Origin of the sequence: Enterocloster sp. OA13, assembly GCF_022440595.1 — a bacterium.
GTDB classification, from domain to species: Bacteria; Bacillota; Clostridia; order Lachnospirales; family Lachnospiraceae; genus Enterocloster; species Enterocloster hominis.
Window position 1 is genome coordinate 3,954,524 of the sequence record NZ_JAKNTF010000001.1, and the last position, 21,236, is coordinate 3,975,759.

A 21,236-nucleotide genomic window follows, 5' to 3' on the forward strand; every position below is an offset into this window, starting at 1 on the left:
TACTCCCTTGCTATACCTTATATCTTCACTGTCATGGTAATGGTGGTTCCCTGGCCCAGCCTGGTGTCAATCTCCATGTCATCCGAATATTTCTTCATGTTGGGAAGTCCCATACCGGCGCCAAAGCCCAGGGAGCGGATTTCGTCCGGAGCCGTGGAATATCCGGCCTGCATGGCCAGTTCCACATCAGGGATACCTGGACCAACGTCCGCCAGTATCATCTTAATCTGCTGAGGCGTTATCTCCACGGTAATCAATCCCCCTTTTGCATGGATTACCATGTTGATTTCCCCCTCATACATAGCAATGGCCACCTTCCGGATGGCCTCAGGGTCAACACCCATCTGCTTTAATTTCCGTTTCACATCGCTGCTTGCCTCACCTGCCCTGGTGAAATCATCAGCTGATATGTCATATGTTAAAACAATTGCGTCCTCCATAATCGGTTCCCTTCATTCATTATATTATACTATATGGCCCCGCCGTGCAGCCCGGCCTCATAGAGCATGCCGCAGGCAGAGAACATCCTGTGCCCCGTGGCCATGACCACCAGGCCCCTGTCCTTTGCCATCTCAAGCATGGCCTCGTCCGGCTTCTTCCCTCTTACGAAAATAAGACACACGATGTCCAGCATTTCCGCCGTCCTTATGACCTGCGGATTGCACAGTCCTGTGAGCAGGATGGAGTGGTCCTTGGAAAATGCCAGCACATCGCTCATCATATCCGAGCCGCAGGCCGACCTCACTTCCCTGTCCAGATACTCTTCCCCTACCAGTACCCTTGCGCCTAAAATGTCCCTTGCATCCCTTACCGTCATACCTTGCCTCTCCTCATTGAAAATTTGATTAGTTACCTCAGACAATTGTATACAATTTAATACAATATAGCATACCATCCATCTTGTTGATTTTCAATACAATTCCGATTTTTTACATGTTTTTTATCGTTAGATTTTTCACATTAAAGGTAGATTTTTTTAGTGTTTCATGATAAAATATTGATACATTGCACAATGTACAACCTATGAGGAGGTAATAAAAAGATGGCTTGCAAAAAACAAACCGTTCCCTTTGCGGGAACACCTGAGCAGGAGGCAGAACTGAAATCAGTGATTGCCCAGCTTAAGGACCAGCCTGGTGCCCTGATGCCGGTAATGCAGAAGGCCCAGGACATTTATGGTTATCTTCCTATCGAAGTGCAGACCATGATATCTGACGAAATGGGTATTCCGCTGGAAAAAGTCTACGGAGTATCCACATTTTATGCCCAGTTCGCTCTACAGCCAAAGGGCAAGTACAAGGTATCTGTCTGTCTCGGTACAGCATGTTACGTTAAAGGTTCCGGCGAAATCTTCAGCAAACTGGAAGAATTGTTGGGCATCACCAATGGTGAATGCACAGCAGATGGCAAATTCTCCCTGGATTCCTGTCGGTGTGTCGGCGCCTGCGGACTTGCTCCCGTCATGATGATCAACGGCGAGGTATACGGACGTCTTACGGTGGACGATATACCCGGCATCTTAGCAAAGTACAATTAAGCCTATGATGACAGAGATTTCCCTGAATGTACTGGATGTATCAGAGAATTCCACACGGGCAGGCGCTTCCCTCGTTACCATTCTGGTCACAGCTGACACGGCCGATGACAAGCTGACCATTGTCATAGCGGATGACGGTTGCGGAATGACAGAGGAACAGGTGGCCCATGTAACGGACCCTTTCTTTACCACCAGGACCACAAGAAAAGTAGGACTTGGGATTCCATTTTTCAAATACGCCGCTGAAAGTACGGGCGGCAACTTCCATATTGAATCGGAACCAGGTAAGGGAACCACCGTAACAGCAGTCTTCGGACTGTCCCACATAGACAGGATGCCCCTGGGTGATATGAATCTGACCATACATAACCTGATTGTGTACCATCCTGATACAGATTTCGTCTATACATATACGTATAATGATGCATCATTCACGCTGGATACCCGGGAAATGCGGGAGATTCTTGGAGGAATCCCCTTAAATGCCCCCGAGATATCCGATTACATACTGGAATATCTGAAAGAGAATCAACGGGAAACTGACGGCGGTGTCCAGCTCTAAACCGGACACACGTCCCACAACCATGTAAGTGCTCATAATGAGCCACTCATAATTAGGAGGATAATCGCATGAAAACTCTTGCTGAATTACAGGCAATCAGAGAGAAAATGCAGAGCCAGGTCAACCTGCGCGCCGAGGACCACAACCATACACGCGTGGTAGTAGGCATGGCTACCTGCGGTATTGCAGCCGGTGCAAGACCGGTTCTGAATACACTGGCACAGGAAGTCCAGTCCAGAGGACTGACTGACAAAATTTCCGTAACACAGACAGGCTGTATCGGCTTATGCCAGTACGAGCCGATCGTGGAGGTAATCGAGCCAGGCAAAGATAAGATTACATACGTTAAAATGAACCCTGACAAAGCCCTTGAGGTGATGGAGCGCCATTTAATCGGCGGCCACCCGGTAGAGAAGTACACCATGGGCGCAGCAGGCCTTAAATAATAAAGGAGGAAAGTACCATGTATCGTTCACACGTCTTAGTATGCGGCGGCACCGGCTGTACTTCCTCTGGAAGTCCAAAAATCATGGAAGCCCTGCACAATGAAATCAAGAAACAGGGACTGGAAGAGGAAGTGGCTGTTGTTGAGACAGGCTGCCACGGACTCTGCGCTTTAGGTCCCATTATGATCGTATATCCGGATGCCACCTTCTATTCCATGGTGCAGCCAAATGATATACCGGAGATTGTATCCGAGCACCTGTTAAAGGGCCGTGTGGTAACACGTCTTCTTTACCAGGAAACCGTCAGCCCTACCGGCGGCATCAAGGCATTAAGGGATACTGATTTCTACAAGAAACAGCACCGTATCGCACTGCGCAACTGCGGTGTCATCAACCCTGAGAACATCGAGGAGTACATCGGCACCGGCGGCTACCAGGCCCTTGGTAAGGTTTTAACGGAAATGACTCCTGACGATGTAATCCAGACCCTGCTTGACGCCGGTCTTCGCGGCCGCGGCGGCGCAGGCTTCCCAACCGGATTAAAGTGGAAACTGTGTAAGCAGAATGACGCTGACCAGAAGTATGTCTGTTGTAATGCGGACGAGGGCGACCCAGGCGCATTCATGGACCGTTCCGTTCTGGAAGGCGACCCTCATGCGCTCCTTGAGGCAATGGCCATTGCCGGTTATGCAATCGGCTCCAACCAGGGTTATGTCTATGTGCGTGCAGAGTACCCAATCGCAGTGGACCGTCTGAACATCGCCATCAAGCAGGCACGTGAGATGGAGCTGTTAGGCAAGAACATTTTCGGAACCGGATTTGACTTTGATGTGGATATCCGTCTGGGCGCAGGCGCATTCGTGTGCGGCGAGGAAACCGCCCTCATGACATCCATTGAAGGCAAGCGCGGCGAGCCAAGGCCAAGGCCTCCGTTCCCAGCACAGAAGGGCCTGTTTGGCAAGCCAAGTATCTTAAACAACGTTGAGACTTATGCAAACATTCCTCAGATCATCCTCAACGGACCTGAGTGGTTTGCTTCCATGGGTACCGAGAAATCAAAGGGTACCAAAGTATTCGCCCTGGGCGGCAAGATCAACAACACAGGTCTTGTGGAAGTTCCCATGGGAACCACACTGCGCACGGTCATCGATGAAATCGGCGGCGGCATTCCAAACGGCAAGAAGTTTAAGGCTGCCCAGACCGGCGGTCCTTCCGGCGGATGTATCCCGGCTGAGCACTTCGATATCCCCATTGACTATGACAACCTGCTCTCCATCGGTTCCATGATGGGTTCCGGCGGCCTGATTGTCATGGATGAAGATGACTGTATGGTGGATATTGCCAAGTTCTTCCTGGAATTCACGGTTGAGGAATCCTGCGGCAAGTGTACTGCATGCCGTATCGGAACCAAGCGTATGCTGGAGATCCTGGAGAAGATTACCAAGGGCACTGCCGAGATGGAGGACCTTGATAAGCTGGAGGAACTCTGCCACTACGTAAAGGCCAACTCCCTGTGTGGTCTGGGCCAGACCGCTCCCAACCCTGTACTGTCCACCCTTCATTTCTTCCGTGACGAGTACGAGGCACATATCAAGGAAAGACGCTGTCCGGCCGGCGTATGTAAGGCGCTTCTGTCTTATGTCATTGACCGCGACAAGTGCCGCGGATGTACCCTGTGCGCACGTACCTGTCCTGCAGGTGCAATCGTGGGAAGCGTTAAGAATCCGCACGTTATCGACCTTAACAAGTGTATCAAGTGCGGCGCCTGTATGGAAAAATGTAAGTTTGGCGCAATCTACAAGAAATAATAAGGGAGGGAATAGACGATGGAGACAATTAATCTTAAAATCAACGGCATTGCAGTCACCGCTCCCAAGGGATCCACTATCCTGGAGGCAGCAAGACTGGCACATATCGAGATTCCTACTCTGTGTTTCTTGAAGGAGATCAACGAAATCGGTGCCTGCCGTATCTGTATTGTAGAATTAAAGAATGGAAAACTGGTAACTTCCTGCGTATACCCGGTTGAGGAAGGCATGGAAGTATTTACCAATACACCAAAGGTCCTGGATTCCAGGAAGAAGACCTTACAGCTCCTGTTATCCAATCACAACCGCTCCTGCTTATCCTGTGTGCGCAGCGGACACTGCGAGCTTCAGGAACTGGCCCATGAACTGGGAGTTGAGGACGAGGCTTTCTATGACGGTGAAAAGACACCCTCTGAGATTGACTACTCCGCTGCCCACATGATCCGTGACAACAGCAAATGTATCCTGTGCCGCCGCTGTGTGGCCGTGTGCGACCAGATACAGGGCATTGGCGTGATTGGCGCCAACCACCGCGGGTTTGCAACTGATATCGGCTCCGCATTTGAGATGGGCCTGGGTGAAACCTCCTGCGTTTCCTGCGGACAGTGTATCGCCGTATGTCCTACGGGCGCCCTAACAGAAAAGGATTACACCGGGGATGTATTCGCGGCAATCGCCGACCCGTCCAAGCATGTAATCGTACAGACAGCTCCTGCCGTACGTGCAGGACTGGGAGAGGAATTCGGCCTGCCAATCGGTACCGATGTGGAGGGCAAGATGGCTGCCGCACTGCGCCGCCTTGGCTTTGATAAGGTATTTGACACCAATTTCTCCGCTGACTTAACCATCATGGAAGAAGCCCATGAGTTCCTGGACCGCGTACAGAATGGCGGCGTGCTTCCGATGATTACTTCCTGTTCACCAGGCTGGGTTAAGTACTGCGAGCACTATTTCCCGGATATGACCGAGAACCTTTCCACCTGTAAGTCTCCTCAGCAGATGTTTGGCGCCATCGCCAAATCCTACTATGCCGAGAAGGCCGGCATCGACCCTAAGGACATCGTAAGCGTAAGCGTCATGCCATGTACTGCCAAGAAGTTTGAGATTGGACGTGAGGACCAGGATGCCAACGGCGTACCGGATGTGGACATTTCCATCACCACCAGGGAGCTGGCCCGCATGATAAAGAAAGCCGGCATCAGGTTCTTAGACCTTCCCGATGAGAAGTTTGACGATCCCCTGGGTCTTGGCACGGGCGCGGCCGTTATCTTCGGCGCAACCGGAGGCGTCATGGAGGCAGCACTGAGGACAGCCGTTGAGACACTGACCGGCGAAGAACTGCCTAAGCTGGATTTCGAGGAAGTCCGCGGCACAAAGGGCATCAAGGAAGCCACCTACAATGTAGCCGGCATGGATGTGAAGGTTGCTGTTGCTTCCGGCCTTGGCAATGCAAAAGAGCTGCTTGAAAAGGTAAAATCCGGCGAAGCAGACTACCACTTCATCGAAATCATGGGATGCCCGGGCGGCTGTGTAAACGGCGGCGGACAGCCCCAGCAGCCAGGACATGTGCGCAACACGACAGATATCCGCGGCCTGCGTGCAAAGGTCCTTTATAACATCGACTCCGCCAACCCAATCCGTAAGTCCCATGAGAATCCTGCAATCAAGGAACTCTATGCAGCTTACCTGGGCGAGCCTGGAAGCGAGGTAGCACACCACCTCCTTCACACCACTTATGTGAAGAGGACCATCAATAAGCAGTTTACCAGGGAAGTACCCAACATTGCCATAGAGGTTGGAGATTATTAAGGTTTTTTGCAAGCAATATTAATATACAGAACAGCGGATTGCAGGCTTGCCCCTGCATCCGCTGTTTTGGCGTTTTTCCTTATATATCTACCTGGCCCGCCATCCAAACAGTCCGTCCATCACACTCCATCATACCAATTCATTATACTTCCCGCGCTTCACATAATGGGTGTGCAGCAGGTGATGGGACAGGTGCCCGTTGGGCGTTCCCAGGTAATCGTTATACAGCTTCATCAAATCCGGGTTCTCATGGGATTTGCGCAGTACCTTGCGTTCATCTTCGCTGTACAGGGCCTTGGCGCGCTTCTCGCGGTAGTTCTCCTCACTGCAGCGTGGCTGGCCGCCTCCGTTGATGCATCCGCCGGGACATCCCATAACCTCGATGAAATGATAAGGGGAGGTTCCCTCCGCCACTTCCTTCATCAGCATGGATGCCCCCTCCAGGCCGCTGGTTACTGCTACATTCACAGTCACCCCTTTCAGATGTCCATACTCAGGAAGCGTCTCTTCTATCGTAATGGAGGCTGTCTTCACCTGGTCCAGTCCAACGATTGGCGTTACATGGAGTTTTTCAAACGGCAGTTCATTTCCGGTCACCACTTCGTATACCGTGCGCAGGGCCGCCTCCATCACGCCTCCGGTTACGCCGAAAATGTCGGCTGCTCCTGTTCCCAGGCCAAGAGGCGCGTCAAACTCACCTTCTGGAAGGTTCACAAAGTCGATACCGGCTGTCTTGATCATCCTGGCCAGCTCCCTTGTGGTCAGGACCGCGTCCACGTCGCGCTGTCCGTCCACTTCCATCTCCGGACGCTGGATCTCGTATTTCTTGGCCGTACACGGCATCACGGACACCACGAACATATCCTTGGGGGCCGTGCCTGTACGCTCCGCGTAAAATGTCTTCACCACGGCTCCCATCATGGTATGGGGGCTTTTACAGCTGGACAGGTGGTCCAGTTCATCCGGGAACTGGTGCTCAATGTGTTTGATCCATCCCGGCGAACAGCTTGTAATCATGGGAAGGGCCGTATTGACCCCATGGCCGTCCTCTCCCTGCGCCCCATCGCCCTTAAGCACTGCATTTAAACGTCCCAACAGTTCCGTTCCCTCCTCCAGTATGGTCAGGTCGGCTGAGAACAGGGTGTCAAATACATCGTCAAAACCGATTTCATGAAGGGCGGATGCCATTTTCCCGGTGACGGGGGTGCCCACCGGAAGGCCGAATTCCTCGCCCAGGGCCGCGCGCACGGCCGGAGCCACCTGGACAACCACGCGCTTATCCGGGTCAGCCAGGGCGCGCCATACAGGTGTGAGGCCGTCCGTCTCCTTCAATGCCCCGGTGGGACAGACAACCGTACACTGACCGCACATTGCGCAGGCCGTGGAATTAAGCGGCAGGCCCATGGCCGGGCTGACCACTGTGTCGAATCCCCTGTTCTGGGCTTCAATGGCCCCTACCTTCTGTATCTGCTTACACACGGTGACACACCTGCGGCACAGGACACATTTGCTGGTATCTCTTGTGATGGACGGGGAAATGTCCACATGGGGTTTGGTCATGGCGCCTTCAAAGCGGCTTTCGGCCACGCCCAGTTCATATCCCAGGTCCTGAAGTTCGCAGTTGGTATTCCTGCTGCAGTTCAGGCAGTCCTTGGGATGGTTGGACAGGAGCAGCTCATAGAGCACCTTCCTGGCTTCCAGAACCTTGGGGGAATGGGTCCTTATGACCATTCCTTCCCGTACCTTTGCCATACAGGATGCCTGAAGGTTCTTCATGCCCTCCACTTCCACCACGCAGATACGGCAGGAGCCGTACTGGTGGACATGTTTCATATGACAGAGACTGGGAATCCTGATTCCCACGGATTCTGCCGCTTCCATGATGGTGGAGCCTTCCGCTGCCTCCACCGGTTTTCCATTTATGGTTATATGTATCATACAATCATTTCCTCCTCTCCCTATCTCCGGTCACAGTGAAGACATCTCAGGGCCTCGCCCATAGCATCCAGTTTATGGTAGCCGCAGTTCACTTCCTTAAAGTTGTCTTTCCGCTCTTCCACGGACAGGCATCTGGTGGGGAACCGTTTATGCGGCTCGCTTACTTCTATGTCAATCTCAGGAATCTCGAACCATTCGCCCATGTTAAGTTCCCCGGTGCCGCCCACGTATTTATCAATCTTACCGGCGGCCTTCTTGCCGTCCGCAATGGCCTGGATGACCACGTTGGCGCCCCACGGGCTTACATCCCCGCCTGCGAATACGCCTTCCTCGCCTGTCTCGGATGTAAAGCGGCCAATAGCCAGCTTGCCGTTCTTCTCCACTTCCACATTGGTGGTCCTGTATGCCTGATGGTCCACATCCTGGTTGATGGCCGTGACGATGCCGTCACACTCCAGGAAGAAATCAGAATCCGGGATATGTGCCGTACGCCTGCGGCCGTCCTTCCCATAATCTGTTTCTTTCCTGCGCACAAGGTGGATTCCGTTTACCTTGCCGCCAGCCCCGAGGAACTCGACCGGGGATGCCATGGTAATCAGCTTCACGCCCTCCTCCCTGGCCTCGGCGATTTCGTCCCTGCCTGCCGGCATGTCTTTCTCAGACCTGCGGTAAATCACGGTCACATCGGTGCTGCCCAGACGGATTGCGGTCCTGGCCACGTCCATGGCCGTGCTTCCGCCTCCGATTACCACCAGCTTATTGGGAACATCCATATCACGTTTTAAACCAATCCTCTTAAGGAATCCAAGGCCGCTCTCCACGCCCTTTAAATCCTCACCCGGTACATCCAGAAGTCTGGATACCTGTGTTCCGGATGCAATATATACCGCATCGGACTGCTTCTTCATATCCTCGAAGGAAATATCGGTTCCGATCTTGGTGTTCAGATGGATTTCCACACCGCTCATCTCAATGGCATGGATTTCCTTCTGAAGCACTGCCTTAGGCAAACGGTATTCAGGGATACCCCAGTACAGCACGCCTCCTGCCACGGATTCAGCCTCATATACATGGACCTCATGGCCCAGATTAGCCAGATAATAGGCACAGGAGAGTCCGGACGGACCTGCCCCGATAATGGATATGCGTTTTCCTGTGGCTGGTTTCGGCTCTATCAGAGGGATATTGTACTCATCGCGCAGCGCGTAATCCCCGATAAAGCGTTTCACGGAGCAGATTGCCAGAGGCTCATCCACCTGGGAACGGCGGCAGTGGTCCTCACACGGATGTGTGCAGACACGTCCGCAGACAGCCGGGAACGGATTATCCTGGCGGATCAGGCGGTAAGCATCGTCAATCTTACCAGCTGCCAGCATGGACATATAGCCGGGAATGAATACATTGGCCGGACATGCGTTGCGGCAGGGCGAGGTCTGAAGCTCTGCGCACACGCCTGCGCTGCAGTGTTTTTCGTAAATATGGGCCTCATACTCACTGCGGAAATACCTCAGGGTGGACAGGACCGGATTCGGAGCGGTCTGTCCAAGCCCGCACATGGCTGTCTGCTGTATGGTCTTAGCCAGTTCTTCCAGCAGGTCCAGGTCCCCGGGTTCTCCCTTGCCCTCTGTAATCCGCTCCAGGATTTCCAGCATGCGCCTGGTGCCGTTGCGGCAGGGAAGACATTTTCCGCAGGACTCGTCACAGATGAAGTCCATGAAATACCTGGCCGTATCCACCATGCATGTGTCCTCATTCATGACAATAAGGCCGCCGGACCCCATGATGGCCCCAAGCTTGGAAAGGGACTCATAGTCAACGGATGTATTCAGGTGTTCCCTGGTAAGGCACCCGCCGGAGGGACCGCCGGACTGGATGGCTTTGAACCGCTTGCCGCCAATGATCCCGCCGCCAATCCTGTATATGATGTCGCCCAGGACCGTACCCATGGGGACCTCGATGATTCCCGCATTGACAATATCCCCGGCCAGTGCAAATACCTTTGTGCCGGCGCTCTTTTCCGTGCCGAATCCATGATACCACCCGGAACCGTTCAGGATGATGGGAGCCACATTGGCCAGTGTCTCCACGTTATTGATGATGGTGGGGCTTTCAAACAGGCCCTTTTCAAATGGGAACGGAGGTTTCTGCCTTGGCTCTCCCCTCTTTCCCTCAATGGATGCCAGCAGGGAGGTTTCCTCACCGCAGACAAACGCGCCTGCGCCGATACGGATTTCCAGATCAAAGGAGAAGCCGCTTCCCATGATATCCTCACCCAGTATCCCGGCCTTCCTGGCCTGGTCAATGGCATTGCCCAGACGCTCCACCGCAATCGGATACTCCGCGCGCACATACACATATCCCTTGGACGCCCCGATTGCGTATCCTCCCAGCATCATGCCCTCGATAATGCTGTGGGGGTCGCCTTCCAGGATGCTTCTGTCCATGAATGCGCCGGGATCGCCTTCATCCGCATTACAGACCATGAACTTCCTGCCGTCCTCTGAAACTGCCTTAAGGCCTGCCTCCCACTTAACGCCTGTGGGGAAACCTGCACCGCCCCGGCCCCTGAGCCCGGAAGCCTTCATCTCATCCACCACATCCTGGGGCGTCATGCCGCACAGTGCTTTTGCAAGGGCGCCATATCCGTCCCTGGATATGTATGCCTCAAGGGAGGCATACTCCATATGGCCGCAGTTCCTGAGTGCTATGCGCACCTGGCCCTGGAAGAAATCAATGTCCTCCATCCTGGGAACATATTTGCCTGTCTCCTCGTTAAAATATGTAAACTCCTCGCAGATCTCATCCTTAAGAAGGTGTCTTGCCACAACCTGTTCCACCTTATCAGGAGTCATTTTCGTATAAAAAACCCCCTCCGGCTCCACCAGGATGACCGGGCCCATGGCACATGTGCCCATACATCCGGTCACCATGACCTGGACTTCACCGGACAGCTGGAAGTTTTCCACTGCCTTAACCAATGCGTCCCGCACTTCCCCGCAGTTAGACGAGATACATCCCGCTCCGCCGCACACCAGCACCTGGCGCCTGTAGGATTCCTTCCGGGCCAGGTATTCTTCTTTTATCCTTAACAGGTCTTCCTGTCTCTTCACTTCCATCACTGCTGTCCCTCCTCTTCATAGTAGCGCTCCAGAATCTGCTCCAGTTTGTCAGGATTGACCTGCTTATACACCTGGTCGTCAATGGACATGGCCGGCGCCAGTCCGCATGCTCCGATACAGCGTGCCACCTCAAAGGTGAACTTCCTGTCAGCTGTGGTCTCCCCGATTTCCACATCCAGCAGCTCCTTAATCCGTTCCACGATTTTCTTACCGCCCCGCACATAGCAGGCCGTGCCAAGACAGACACGGATGGTGTGCTCCCCTCTGGGCTGTGTGGAGAAGAAGGAATAAAATGTCACTACCCCGGACACCTCCGCCAGCGGGACCTCAAGCGCGTCCGCTATCACCTTCTGTACTTCAAGAGGCAGATATCCATATATTCCCTGCGCCATGTGAAGGACCTGTATCAGGCTTCCCTCCCTGCCCCTATACTCTGCCGCCAGTTCACCAATCCGTTTTAACAGCGCTTCCTCACTGTGGTCACAGCAGCACGTATGCGTGTGTTCACCCATAACTTTACCTCCTTTATTTTACCGCTTTTGTTTTCCATTTGTATTAAGCGTTGCGTGCTGGCCTGGCAGGCGGCTGCAGTCCGCCTGATGGCTCCCTCATCGCAGGTTCTCCCATATTGGGAAGAATGTATTGTGAAAAATTATACAAAGAAATGGCGGGAACAACCTTACCGGCTGCTCCCGCCAAAAAGACCCTGTATAACTTTTTCCGACTTTTTAAAAATGTCCTGCCTGCCCTGCCGCAGGCGGATATTCCCTCTCACTAAATCCATCGCGCACCTCAATTGATTAAAAATATCTGATTCACTAATATATACAATCAGTTGCCGTTCAGCCATCCAATCTTTTATTATTGTACCTAAAAAATTTTGTTATCTCAAAATAATTTTGTATATTTTTGATGATATCATAGAAGATTGTACTTGTCAATATACAATTAAATTTTTCACAAGCAAGTATATACGCTGTATTTTATATTTTTTTCAGTTTATTCTGAATTTTTTCGGTCGATTTCTGTCGTTTTTCTGAATCGTATTTTCATTTTTTCCAACATATGGTACAATATCGTTAACAAAATCTTTATACTTTTTTCACAGAAAGGAGCTTCTATGTTTGACCTTGATTTTATCCTTAAAGCACTGTCCATTCTTGTTCCTGTCCTGTTGGTCATCATCATCATAACCCAGGGCTATGTAAAGGCGCCGCCGGATCACGCCTTCATCATCTCCGGCCTGCGCAAGCAGCCCCGGGTCCTTATCGGACGGGCGGGCATCAAGATCCCATTCTTTGAGCAGATGGATAAATTATACCTTGGACAGATAACCGTTGACATTAAGACGGACGAATACATCCCCACCAACGACTTCATCAATGTCATGGTGGACGCGGTTGCCAAGGTCCGGGTTGCCGATGATGACGGGCGGATGAAACTGGCCATGAGGAACTTCCTGAACAAGGAACCGGCAAAGATTGCGGCCGACCTCCAGGATTCCCTCCAGGGCAATATGCGTGAGATCATCGGCACCCTTACCCTGAGGGCCATCAATACGGACCGTGATTCCTTCTCAGACCAGGTAATGATTAAGGCTTCCAAGGACATGGAGAAGCTGGGCATCGACATCCTTTCCTGTAATATCCAGAATGTCACGGATGAACACGGACTGATTCAGGACCTTGGTATGGATAACACCTCCAAGATCCGCAAGGACGCATCCATTGCAAAGGCGGAGGCGGAAAGGGATATCGCCATTGCCCAGGCTGCGGCGGATAACGCTGCCAATGACGCCAGGGTAATCGCCGAGACAGAGATTGCCCAGAAGAACAACGAGCTGGCCATTAAGAAGGCCGAACTCCAGAAGGCGTCTGACACCAAGAAGGCGGAGGCGGACGCTGCTTACGAAATCCAGAAGCAGGAACAGCAGAAAACCATCCAGACCGCCACGGTCAATGCCCAGATTGCCAGGGCTGAGCGCGAGGCGGAACTGCGCAAGCAGGAAGTACTGGTTCAGCAGCAGGCGCTGGAAGCCGAGATTAACAAGAAAGCGGATGCCGACCGTTATGCCATCGAGCAGGCGGCTGCAGCCGGACTGACCAAACGCCAGCGTGAGGCGGAAGCCAAGAAGTACGAGCAGGAGCAGGAAGCCCTGGCCAAGAAGGCCCAGGCCGATGCGGAGCAGTATGAGCGCGAGAAAGACGCGGAGGCCCAGAAAGCCATAGCAGAAGCACAGAAGTACTCCATGGTCCAGGAGGCAGAAGGTATCCGCGCCAAGGGTGAGGCGGAAGCCACGGCCATCCGTGCAAAGGCGCTGGCTGAGGCCGAAGGTATGGAGAAAAAGGCCGAGGCCTACCAGAAGTACAACAAGGCCGCCATGGCTGAGATGATGATCCAGGTGCTTCCTGAAATCGCAGGCAGGATTGCTGAACCTCTGTCCCAGATTGATAAGATTACCATCATCGGCAGCAGCGGTGACTCAGATAATGGTATCGGCACGGTCGCCGGTAATGTACCGGTTGTCATGGCAAAGCTTTTCGAATCCATGAAGGAAACAACCGGAGTGGACCTGGCGGAAATCATGAAGGCGGATACATACGATGCCAAGGTTACCAGGAACGTCAACCTGACCGGAGCGCCGGATATCGTACTGGGTGCCAATGCTGCATCTGATTCCGTACAGCCTGAAACATAGGATTACATGATGTCCTGGATTGAAGTCATATAAAAAGATTGAAGTCATAAAAAAACAAGATGGTGCTGCAGAACCAGCTTTTGCCGGAACTGCAGCACCACCTTTTTATCTGTCTGGCTGGTCAGTGAAACGTCCAGCTTCATCCTCTTCTGTTTCAGTCCACTCTCCGGTAATGATCCGGTTGTCCTCCGGGTTCCAGAACGTTTCATAATTGTTGTTTTCAGACGGGCTTATGTCTCCCGCTTCCTGGTTCTCCTCCGGATCGCAGGGGCTCTCCATCCCTGGATTTTCCTCCTGCGCATTTTCCTTCCAGCGTATGGTTACCCGGAACAGGTCGTCTTCCACTTCAACCATCATGGTGCCGCCCTGGACCTCCACGAAGCTCCTTGCAATGGCAAGGCCAAGGCCTGAGCCTTCTGTGTTGCGGGCTGAATCCCCGCGCACGAACCGCTCCGTCAGTTCCTCCGGCGATACATTCAGCTCCTGGGCCGATACATTGCGCATGGATATATTCACATATCCTTCCGGTTCCCGTGCCACCTGGATATAGGCCCTGGTGCCCGGCATGCCATACTTTGCGATATTAACCAGCAGGTTCTCAAAAATACGGTAGGTCTTCTGGCTGTCCAGGTACAGCACTACCCGCCCCTCAGGCAGGTTGAACCGGAACTCAATCCCGCTGGCAGTCATTTTGTCTGACAGTTCAAACCGCACCTGCTTTAACAGGCTGATGATATCCACATTTTCCGGGTGCAGTGTCACGGTGCCGCTGCTGGCCTTGCTTACCTCAAACAGGTCTTCGATGAGCACCTTCAGACGCATGGATTTCTGGTCCAGGACCTGGATATAGGAACTGCGCTCTTCCTCTGTAACATTTTCCTGCTTCAGCAGGTTCACATAGGTGATGATGGCTGTCAGCGGCGTCTTCAGGTCATGGGACACATTTGTAATCAGTTCTGATTTTGTCCGTTCGCTTTTCACTTCCTGGGCAACCGCCTTTTTAAATCCATTCTGGATTTTGGACAGCTGTTCCTTAAATGGATTGAATATGCCCAGATCTTCTTCTATCTCCACATTCAGGTCGCCTTCCGCCATCTGGTTGATACCGTCCAGCAGGATCCTGTATTTCTTCTGCATCTGTCCCCAATATTTATTCAGCATGAAGAACAGCACGCATGAGTAGATGACCAATGCGCCGATTCCCCAGAACCAGAGACAGGATATGAGGGTCAGTATAATGAAGTTGCCGATGACCGCCTTGCCTAAAATCCTGGTGGAACGGCTCTCCCAGTCCGTTTCATTGAATACATTAAGCGCATTGCAGCACCAGCGCTTGATGAACCGCAGGAACCTTCCAAGCCAGGTGCGTTCCTTGAAATAGCGCCATGGCCCCATTGAGAAGATTGCGCGGTAACACATGATTCCCCAGCAGAAAAGCCCGTATACCACTGCCCAGAACAGCAGGTTGATGACAAGCACCGCTATATCAGCGCTCCAGGAAAGGAATCCGGCCCTGAGGATTTCCTGTTTCAAGGTTCCGTCCAGGGTGGCGGCTATGAGGCTTGACGGTATACCGCCTTCCCCCATTATACTCATCCATCCCACGCCTATAAGGCTCAGGGGTTCAAAAGACAGACGGCAGAGCGCGCTTTTACCCAGGCGGAAGGAACGGACCGCGGGCAGGGCAAGGGCAAGAACCATGAGGATGGCCATCATCCCGCCAGCTACCGTATAGTAACCGCCTCCGTACAGCAGCGCCCGTCCGTTAAGCATCGTGTTGTCCGATGTACTGTAGGAACTGCCGGTAAATGTTTCCGGCACACAGCGGAACATGATTTTTATATTCCTTGGCCCGGTGAACTGCATGCCGCTGTACCGATAGCTGTCAGACAGGCGGACGGCCAGGGGATCGTAGAATTCGAACCGGCCCATGGCCTGGAGGATCTTGGACGCATCCTGCTCATCCCCGGTAAAGCCCGACACCTTTAGGCTGCCTGTGGAAGTAAATTCTACCGTGAAACCGACTTCCTTTTTAGCGGAATCCAATGGCGTACGGAAAAATTCCCCGGGCTTATTTACATTGCTTCTCTGAAAGCCTCCGTTTTCATCTATTACAGCATAGAAAAGAGAGGAGTTATATCTCTGGTAATACCGCTCCCAGTCCTTACCCAGGGAATCCATCATGGACTGCAGCTCCTGGTAATAATCCAGATTAAACTCAGAGTCCACATAGTCCTGGGCGCCCATGGCCACCTCATAATTTTCCCCATCTTCCATGTCGGAATCCTGGATTATGACATGGCTGGATGCCACTCCGTATTCTTCTTCCCTGAGCGTCCTGATTTTCTCATCCAGGCCAGGGAGGAAGGTCTGTGAATAAGAGAGCACGCCGCCCTCTTCCTCCTGTTTCTGCTGGTGCCATATCTCATAGCTGAAATTCATGACCTGGGTCGCCAGGTCGCCGTAATCACTTCCCTGTTCCTGTATCCGCACGGTCCTGTCAGAAATATACTCCTCTGATTTTGCCTTCATATACGGATACAGCCCAATGGTTGCCGCCGATAAGGCCAGAACCGTCAGTACAATTATCAATACGCCGATTTTATGGTTGTTTTTCAATCTTGTATCCAACTCCCCACACCACCTTTACATATTTGGGCTCCCTGGGATTCACTTCAATCTTTTCCCTCAGGTTACGGATGTGTACCATGACCGTATCCGTGTTAATCGCCCTCTCATTCCAAACCCGTTCATATATCTCCTCAGCGGGGAATACACGTCCCGGGTTCTGTATCAGTAACAATAGAATCTTGAACTCAATGGGAGTCACCTTTACCGGTTTGTCATCTACCATGACCTCCACTGTCTCCTCATTGACCTCCAGGCCTCCCAGCCTGTGAATCCTTGGATCCTCAGCCTGTTTGGAACTCAGTCTGTCTAAAAACCTGTGGTAGCGCCTCAGATGTGAGTTAACCCTGGCCAGAAGCTCCATGGGCGTAAACGGCTTTGTGATGTAATCATCCGCCCCCATGTTCAGTCCCAGTATCTTGTCGACTTCCTCTGATTTTGCTGACAGGAAAATAACAGGAAAATCATACTTTTCCCTGAGCTTGGCGGTCATGGTGATCCCATCCATCTTCGGCATCATCACATCCACGATGGCAAGGTCAATCTCGTTGTCCTCCAATGCCTTAAGCCCTTCCAATCCGTCAGCTGCCTGGAATACCACATATCCCTGGCTCTTTAAAAATATCTCAACGCCCTCTCTGATTTCTTTATCATCCTCTACCAGCAGAATCCGGTCCCCACTCATGTACATTTCCTCCTTGTGCATATAATCCTAACAACTAAATCAAAATTTAACCTGCAAAAAATATAAAAGAATTTCTAAAGTCTTATTGTAGCATTCCTAAGGATAATGTTCAACGGGGGGCCGGACGTGTTTGGAAAAATCATTCCATCCTCCCCCTGTAATGCAAAATACGCAATTTGAAAGACTTTGTTATTTATTTAATTAAATTGACAAATACTTCTGCCAATGATATGGTTTTTATATTCAATAATAATAATTACTGTTATTTATTTAGCAAAGAAACGGTAAAGGAGGTATTTCATTGAGTACATATGTTATAACAGGCGGTACCACAGGCATCGGCGCTGCAACCCGCAAGCTGCTTCAGGCACAGGGACACGAGGTGTTCAATATTGACTTTAAAGGCGGCGACTACCTGGCCGACCTTTCCACGCAGGAGGGCCGCCAGGGCGCCATTGACGAGGTTTTCAGGCGATACCCCGATGGGATTGACGTCCTGATCTGCAACGCAGGCGTGGGACCCACGGCGCCGCCCCAGATGATATTCGCACTGAACTTTTTCGCAAGCGTGCGGATTGCGGAAGCCCTGCGCCCCTTGTTAAAGAAAAAACGCGGAAACTGTGTCATCACCTCATCCAACTCCATTACCAACATGACCGTGCGCATGGACTGGGTGGATATGCTGTCCAATGTAATGGACGAGGAACGGATCCTGGAATTTGTCAAGGACATCCCCCGCACCCAGACTGCTTCCTGCTATAGCTCATCCAAGCACGCTTTGGCGCGCTGGGTCCGCCGTATATCCCCATCCTGGGCAGTGGACGGGCTGCGCATCAACTCCGTTGCCCCGGGCAACACCACCACTCCCATGACCCAGAACATGACCGATGCCCAGATGGACGCCGCCTTATTGATTCCCATTCCGACCCGCTACGGCAGAAAGGAATTCCTGGACGCGGAAGAGATTGCCAACGGCATCGTCTTCCTTGCATCCCCCATGGCCAGCGGCATTAACGGCGTCATCCTGTTCGTGGACGGAGGCATTGACGCACTGCTGCGCTCAGAACGTTTCTAATTGTAAGTGAGGAGGATAATTATATGACAATATTAGAACAATACATTGACTGTATGCAGAAGGGGGATGAAACCGCCCTGGCTGATTTATTCAATGAATACGGGGTCCTTCACGACTCTTCCGTATACAAGGCCGGCATGGATACCATCCACCTGGAAGGCAGGATGGCCGTGGAAATGATGTTCCACCACAAATTCGGTTTTAACGGCGGACCCTTCCCAATCCACAGCGTGAAATACGTGGATGACAATACCGTATGGTACTTCATCACCTATCATGAGCACGTTGTCCCGGTGACCGCGTTTCTTTCAGAGGTGGATGAAAAGGGGAAGATTAAGAGGCTGAATATTTATCCGCTGTAGGCGGGAATCCATGGGCAGGGGACAGACGTAATACACGTGTCCCCTGCCCCGGTTCAGTCAGAAGCCGGATTCCATTTCCATTTTATTTTGTTATTATATCTCATTTCTGTACCATTTTCTTAACGGTTCCCTCCAGGTCCAGAAGGAAATAAAGTCCGTCCTGGCACATGTAGTATTCTTTTTCCATCCAGAGTCCTGTCTCGGATTTCTCCGGGCCTTTAATCTGGTTGTCCGGGGTTGCTTCTGTCAGGAACGGTTCCTGGTCCGTAAGGATTCCGAAGCTGTATTTTTGATATTGAAGGATGACGATGATATTCTTTTGTTCTTCCCCTTCCTTAGGAAGCCCAGGCTCCTCCAGATACGCAATTGGGACAATGGTTCCCTTGTAGTTGCAGACCCCGGCAAAATACGCGGGCAGGCAGGGGATGGGGGACATCACCATGTCCTTGCATATCTCCTTGATATAGGGGAATTCGATTGCGCACCTCCTGTTCCTTCCGGGTATGCAGAGTACGGTCTTAGTGTTTTCTGACGGCATTTTTCCCCTCCTTCTGGTACAGGTCAATGATTATCTCCGTGTCCAGGGCCGCACAGACATGGCCGCTTCCCATGATACTGCAGCCGCAGATTCCAGTCCTTCCCCTGAATCCGTTTCCAAATAATGGCGGAAGCGCCTTGATTACAATCCGCTTCTGTCCGTAAATGGAATCCATGATGATGCACCCTTCCTGTTCAGCCCCTTTTACGTAAACAAGTACAGCCCGTTCCGGTGTGTGCCCCGGAAGGGAATAGAAGCATCGCAGGTCCACAAGGGGCACCAGCCTGTCCTCATACAGGATATAATCCCGCCCGCTGATTTCACGGGTCGTATCCTTTACCGTGTTGTAGTCAAGGAAACGGTATACATGACGGGCAGGCAGGGAAAAGCGGTAGTCCCCCACCTTAAACCTGACGCATTCCATGGAGGCCAGGTTTAAGGGGACCGCAATGGTAAAGGCGCTTCCCTCGCCTTTTTTGCTTTTGATGTACAGGTTGCCGCCCACCTCGTCCATGATGTTCTTGACCACGTCCAATCCCACTCCGCGGCCGGAATATTCGGTTACTGTTTCATTGGTTGAGAAACCGGGTACCAGCAGGACGTCCCTGATTTTCTGGAAGTCACTTTCTTCCTGGCTTCCGTCCATCAGGCTCTTTTCCCTTGCCTTTTCCCGGACCTTATCCTCATCAATTCCCTGTCCGTCATCGCTGATGGTCAGCCGCAGTTCACCTGCCGTATTCTCAGCCGTAAAGGTTATCTTACCTTTTCTGTCCTTTCCGGCTGCCTCCCTCTGCTCAGGAGGTTCTATCCCGTGATCCACGGCATTGCGCACAATATGCAGAAGCGCTTCCGACACATAGTCCACAACGCTTTTATCAGCTTCCACATCCGCACAGCGCACGACCAGCTCTGCTTCCTTTTTCTGGTCGCGGCAGATGTCCCGCAGGGCCCGCTTCAGTTTTGGCAGTATCCTGGCAACCGGCACAAGCCGCATTTCCATGACGGAGCGTTCAATCTGGCTGACCAGAAGGCTGATCTGATGGGCCGTCCCACTTTCAATTTCATCCAGCCCGCGCCTGCCAAGTTCTGTCTCCAAAGTCTGCATATGAAGCAGCAGCTCCGCTGCAATGTTCTGTAGGAGGTCCAGACGTTCGGTCCGCACCTCCATGAAATCCCCCTCCAGGGATTCCTTATCCCCGTTTTCCTGTGTCTCCCTCTCTTCCCCATCCTTCTGCTTCACGGTATCCGCGGCGCGGCTGTCCGCCACCACCCTGCACCGTGCCACGAAAAGTCCTTTTTCCAGGGTATCCAGGACCGCTTCCTTATCATTGGCCTCAAAGCGGATGTATAGGCCGTGCTTCCCGATATATTCCGCGCTTTCCCCCGGACTTTCCAGGTTCTCAGGATAGGTCTCAATCAGGGAACAGAGACCGGATATGGACCGGACCAGCATGAATGCCCGGATGTTCTCCATACGGCATCCTTCCTCCAGGGTCACATTGGCCACGATACCGCTTTTTGATTGGAATATCTCCGGCAGCTGGGGCAGTTCCTCCGTTTCTTCCTTCCCCGCCGATTCCTGTAACACTTCTTCCTGCTGTATATTATTTAATAGGTTCAGAAATGCATCGGTCTTTTTTTCTATATCCGATGTATCCCGTGGGGAATATTCCGCCCGGGTCATCTGTTCCAGCTCCTGCTCAATAAAATCAGAGGCGGAAAACAGCAGGTCAAACAGACTGGAATCCGGGGCTTCCAGCCGTTCCGGATGCTCCCTGTAATAGGAGAACAGATCCTCCAGCTTATGGGCCATGGAGGACAGACCTCCAAGCCCCATCATGGCAGAGGAACTTTTTATTGTATGCATGACCCTGAAAATGCTGCGAATATCATCCTCGCCAAAGTACCCGGTCCGTTCAGCTTCTAAAAGGATATCTGCCATCTGGCTGTTGAGCTGCCTTGTCTCAAGAAGATAAACCTCCAGCATTTCCCGGGCATCCGAATCAAAATATCCCATAATATGCTCCATCC

At 52.1% G+C, this 21,236-nt stretch carries 17 protein-coding genes; 8 read left to right on the forward strand and 9 right to left on the reverse strand.

The window, feature by feature from the left end; translation table 11 throughout:
- Positions 1–17: 17 nt before the first annotated feature.
- Both MCJ35_RS17555 and MCJ35_RS17560 read right to left on the reverse strand, forming a co-directional pair.
- Positions 18–440 (reverse strand): ATP-binding protein, encoded by a 423-nt coding sequence (locus tag MCJ35_RS17555; RefSeq protein ID WP_008718797.1) that lies wholly within the window; start codon positions 438–440, stop codon positions 18–20.
- 29 nt (positions 441–469) lie between these two features.
- A complete protein-coding gene (locus MCJ35_RS17560) occupies positions 470–817 on the reverse strand; it encodes a DRTGG domain-containing protein (RefSeq protein WP_008718799.1) in 348 nt (115 codons plus the stop codon).
- Between the two features lie 225 nt (positions 818–1,042).
- Between MCJ35_RS17560 and MCJ35_RS17565 the strand changes: the two genes are divergently transcribed.
- The 5 genes from MCJ35_RS17565 (at position 1,043) to MCJ35_RS17585 (ending at position 6,162) form a co-directional block, all read left to right on the forward strand.
- Positions 1,043–1,537, forward strand: a complete 495-nt coding sequence (locus MCJ35_RS17565) for an NADH-quinone oxidoreductase subunit NuoE family protein (RefSeq protein WP_008718801.1) — start codon at positions 1,043–1,045, stop codon at positions 1,535–1,537.
- Between the two features lie 4 nt (positions 1,538–1,541).
- Entirely contained in the window at positions 1,542–2,099 is a 558-nt protein-coding gene (locus tag MCJ35_RS17570; RefSeq protein WP_008718803.1) for an ATP-binding protein, read from the forward strand.
- Between the two features lie 68 nt (positions 2,100–2,167).
- Positions 2,168–2,545, forward strand: a complete 378-nt coding sequence (locus MCJ35_RS17575; RefSeq protein WP_008718805.1) for a (2Fe-2S) ferredoxin domain-containing protein — start codon at positions 2,168–2,170, stop codon at positions 2,543–2,545.
- 17 nt (positions 2,546–2,562) lie between these two features.
- Entirely contained in the window at positions 2,563–4,353 is a 1,791-nt protein-coding gene (nuoF, locus tag MCJ35_RS17580; RefSeq protein ID WP_008718806.1) for an NADH-quinone oxidoreductase subunit NuoF, read from the forward strand.
- 18 nt (positions 4,354–4,371) lie between these two features.
- Positions 4,372–6,162 carry an NADH-dependent [FeFe] hydrogenase, group A6 gene (locus MCJ35_RS17585; protein ID WP_025486174.1) on the forward strand — a complete coding sequence of 597 codons (1,791 nt, stop codon included), beginning with the start codon at positions 4,372–4,374 and terminating at the stop codon, positions 6,160–6,162.
- Positions 6,163–6,291: 129 nt separating this feature from the next.
- Here MCJ35_RS17585 and MCJ35_RS17590 read toward each other — a convergent pair whose 3' ends face one another.
- The 3 genes from MCJ35_RS17590 to MCJ35_RS17600 are packed head-to-tail and all read right to left on the reverse strand — an operon-like array spanning position 6,292 to position 11,731.
- Positions 6,292–8,100, reverse strand: coding sequence for an NADH-dependent [FeFe] hydrogenase, group A6 (locus MCJ35_RS17590; RefSeq protein ID WP_008718810.1), 1,809 nt, complete (start codon positions 8,098–8,100; stop codon positions 6,292–6,294).
- 20 nt (positions 8,101–8,120) lie between these two features.
- Entirely contained in the window at positions 8,121–11,216 is a 3,096-nt protein-coding gene (gene nuoF, locus MCJ35_RS17595; protein WP_025486173.1) for an NADH-quinone oxidoreductase subunit NuoF, read from the reverse strand.
- The gene (locus tag MCJ35_RS17600) at positions 11,216–11,731 is read right to left on the reverse strand and encodes an NADH-quinone oxidoreductase subunit NuoE family protein (RefSeq protein ID WP_008718813.1); all 516 of its coding nucleotides are present in this window, start codon (positions 11,729–11,731) and stop codon (positions 11,216–11,218) included. Before MCJ35_RS17600 ends, nuoF (MCJ35_RS17595) begins: the two co-directional genes overlap by 1 nt.
- Before the next feature lie 608 nt (positions 11,732–12,339).
- On the opposite strand from MCJ35_RS17600, the gene MCJ35_RS17605 reads away from it, so the two are divergent.
- Positions 12,340–13,917 (forward strand): SPFH domain-containing protein, encoded by a 1,578-nt coding sequence (locus MCJ35_RS17605; RefSeq protein ID WP_025486171.1) that lies wholly within the window; start codon positions 12,340–12,342, stop codon positions 13,915–13,917.
- Between the two features lie 105 nt (positions 13,918–14,022).
- On the opposite strand, the gene MCJ35_RS17610 is transcribed toward MCJ35_RS17605, so the two are convergent.
- Positions 14,023–16,548 carry a sensor histidine kinase gene (locus tag MCJ35_RS17610; RefSeq protein ID WP_025486170.1) on the reverse strand — a complete coding sequence of 842 codons (2,526 nt, stop codon included), beginning with the start codon at positions 16,546–16,548 and terminating at the stop codon, positions 14,023–14,025.
- Positions 16,520–17,230, reverse strand: coding sequence for a response regulator transcription factor (locus MCJ35_RS17615; protein ID WP_008718823.1), 711 nt, complete (start codon positions 17,228–17,230; stop codon positions 16,520–16,522). Before MCJ35_RS17615 ends, MCJ35_RS17610 begins: the two co-directional genes overlap by 29 nt.
- Positions 17,231–17,531: 301 nt before the next feature.
- On the opposite strand from MCJ35_RS17615, the gene MCJ35_RS17620 reads away from it, so the two are divergent.
- Positions 17,532–18,305, forward strand: coding sequence for an SDR family oxidoreductase (locus tag MCJ35_RS17620; protein ID WP_008718826.1), 774 nt, complete (start codon positions 17,532–17,534; stop codon positions 18,303–18,305).
- A gap of 23 nt (positions 18,306–18,328) precedes the next feature.
- Positions 18,329–18,667, forward strand: coding sequence for a hypothetical protein (locus MCJ35_RS17625; protein WP_008718828.1), 339 nt, complete (start codon positions 18,329–18,331; stop codon positions 18,665–18,667).
- Positions 18,668–18,767: 100 nt separating this feature from the next.
- On the opposite strand, the gene MCJ35_RS17630 is transcribed toward MCJ35_RS17625, so the two are convergent.
- A complete protein-coding gene (locus tag MCJ35_RS17630) occupies positions 18,768–19,205 on the reverse strand; it encodes a chemotaxis protein CheW (RefSeq protein ID WP_008718829.1) in 438 nt (145 codons plus the stop codon).
- Positions 19,186–21,222, reverse strand: a complete 2,037-nt coding sequence (locus MCJ35_RS17635; RefSeq protein ID WP_240299593.1) for a chemotaxis protein CheA — start codon at positions 21,220–21,222, stop codon at positions 19,186–19,188. Before MCJ35_RS17635 ends, MCJ35_RS17630 begins: the two co-directional genes overlap by 20 nt.
- Positions 21,223–21,236: the final 14 nt, after the last annotated feature.

Excerpts from the sequence above, each read along its gene's own strand:
- MCJ35_RS17555 (WP_008718797.1), bottom strand. The coding sequence starts at position 440 with ATGGAGGACGCAATTGTTTTAACATATGACATATCAGCTGATGATTTC.
- MCJ35_RS17560 (WP_008718799.1), bottom strand. The coding sequence starts at position 817 with ATGACGGTAAGGGATGCAAGGGACATTTTAGGCGCAAGGGTACTGGTA.
- MCJ35_RS17565 (WP_008718801.1), top strand. The coding sequence starts at position 1,043 with ATGGCTTGCAAAAAACAAACCGTTCCCTTTGCGGGAACACCTGAGCAG.
- MCJ35_RS17570 (WP_008718803.1), top strand. The coding sequence starts at position 1,542 with ATGATGACAGAGATTTCCCTGAATGTACTGGATGTATCAGAGAATTCC.
- MCJ35_RS17575 (WP_008718805.1), top strand. The coding sequence starts at position 2,168 with ATGAAAACTCTTGCTGAATTACAGGCAATCAGAGAGAAAATGCAGAGC.
- nuoF (WP_008718806.1), top strand. The coding sequence starts at position 2,563 with ATGTATCGTTCACACGTCTTAGTATGCGGCGGCACCGGCTGTACTTCC.
- MCJ35_RS17585 (WP_025486174.1), top strand. The coding sequence starts at position 4,372 with ATGGAGACAATTAATCTTAAAATCAACGGCATTGCAGTCACCGCTCCC.
- MCJ35_RS17590 (WP_008718810.1), bottom strand. The coding sequence starts at position 8,100 with ATGATACATATAACCATAAATGGAAAACCGGTGGAGGCAGCGGAAGGC.
- nuoF (WP_025486173.1), bottom strand. The coding sequence starts at position 11,216 with ATGGAAGTGAAGAGACAGGAAGACCTGTTAAGGATAAAAGAAGAATAC.
- MCJ35_RS17600 (WP_008718813.1), bottom strand. The coding sequence starts at position 11,731 with ATGGGTGAACACACGCATACGTGCTGCTGTGACCACAGTGAGGAAGCG.
- MCJ35_RS17605 (WP_025486171.1), top strand. The coding sequence starts at position 12,340 with ATGTTTGACCTTGATTTTATCCTTAAAGCACTGTCCATTCTTGTTCCT.
- MCJ35_RS17615 (WP_008718823.1), bottom strand. The coding sequence starts at position 17,230 with ATGAGTGGGGACCGGATTCTGCTGGTAGAGGATGATAAAGAAATCAGA.
- MCJ35_RS17625 (WP_008718828.1), top strand. The coding sequence starts at position 18,329 with ATGACAATATTAGAACAATACATTGACTGTATGCAGAAGGGGGATGAA.
- MCJ35_RS17630 (WP_008718829.1), bottom strand. The coding sequence starts at position 19,205 with ATGCCGTCAGAAAACACTAAGACCGTACTCTGCATACCCGGAAGGAAC.
- MCJ35_RS17635 (WP_240299593.1), bottom strand. The coding sequence starts at position 21,222 with ATGGGATATTTTGATTCGGATGCCCGGGAAATGCTGGAGGTTTATCTT.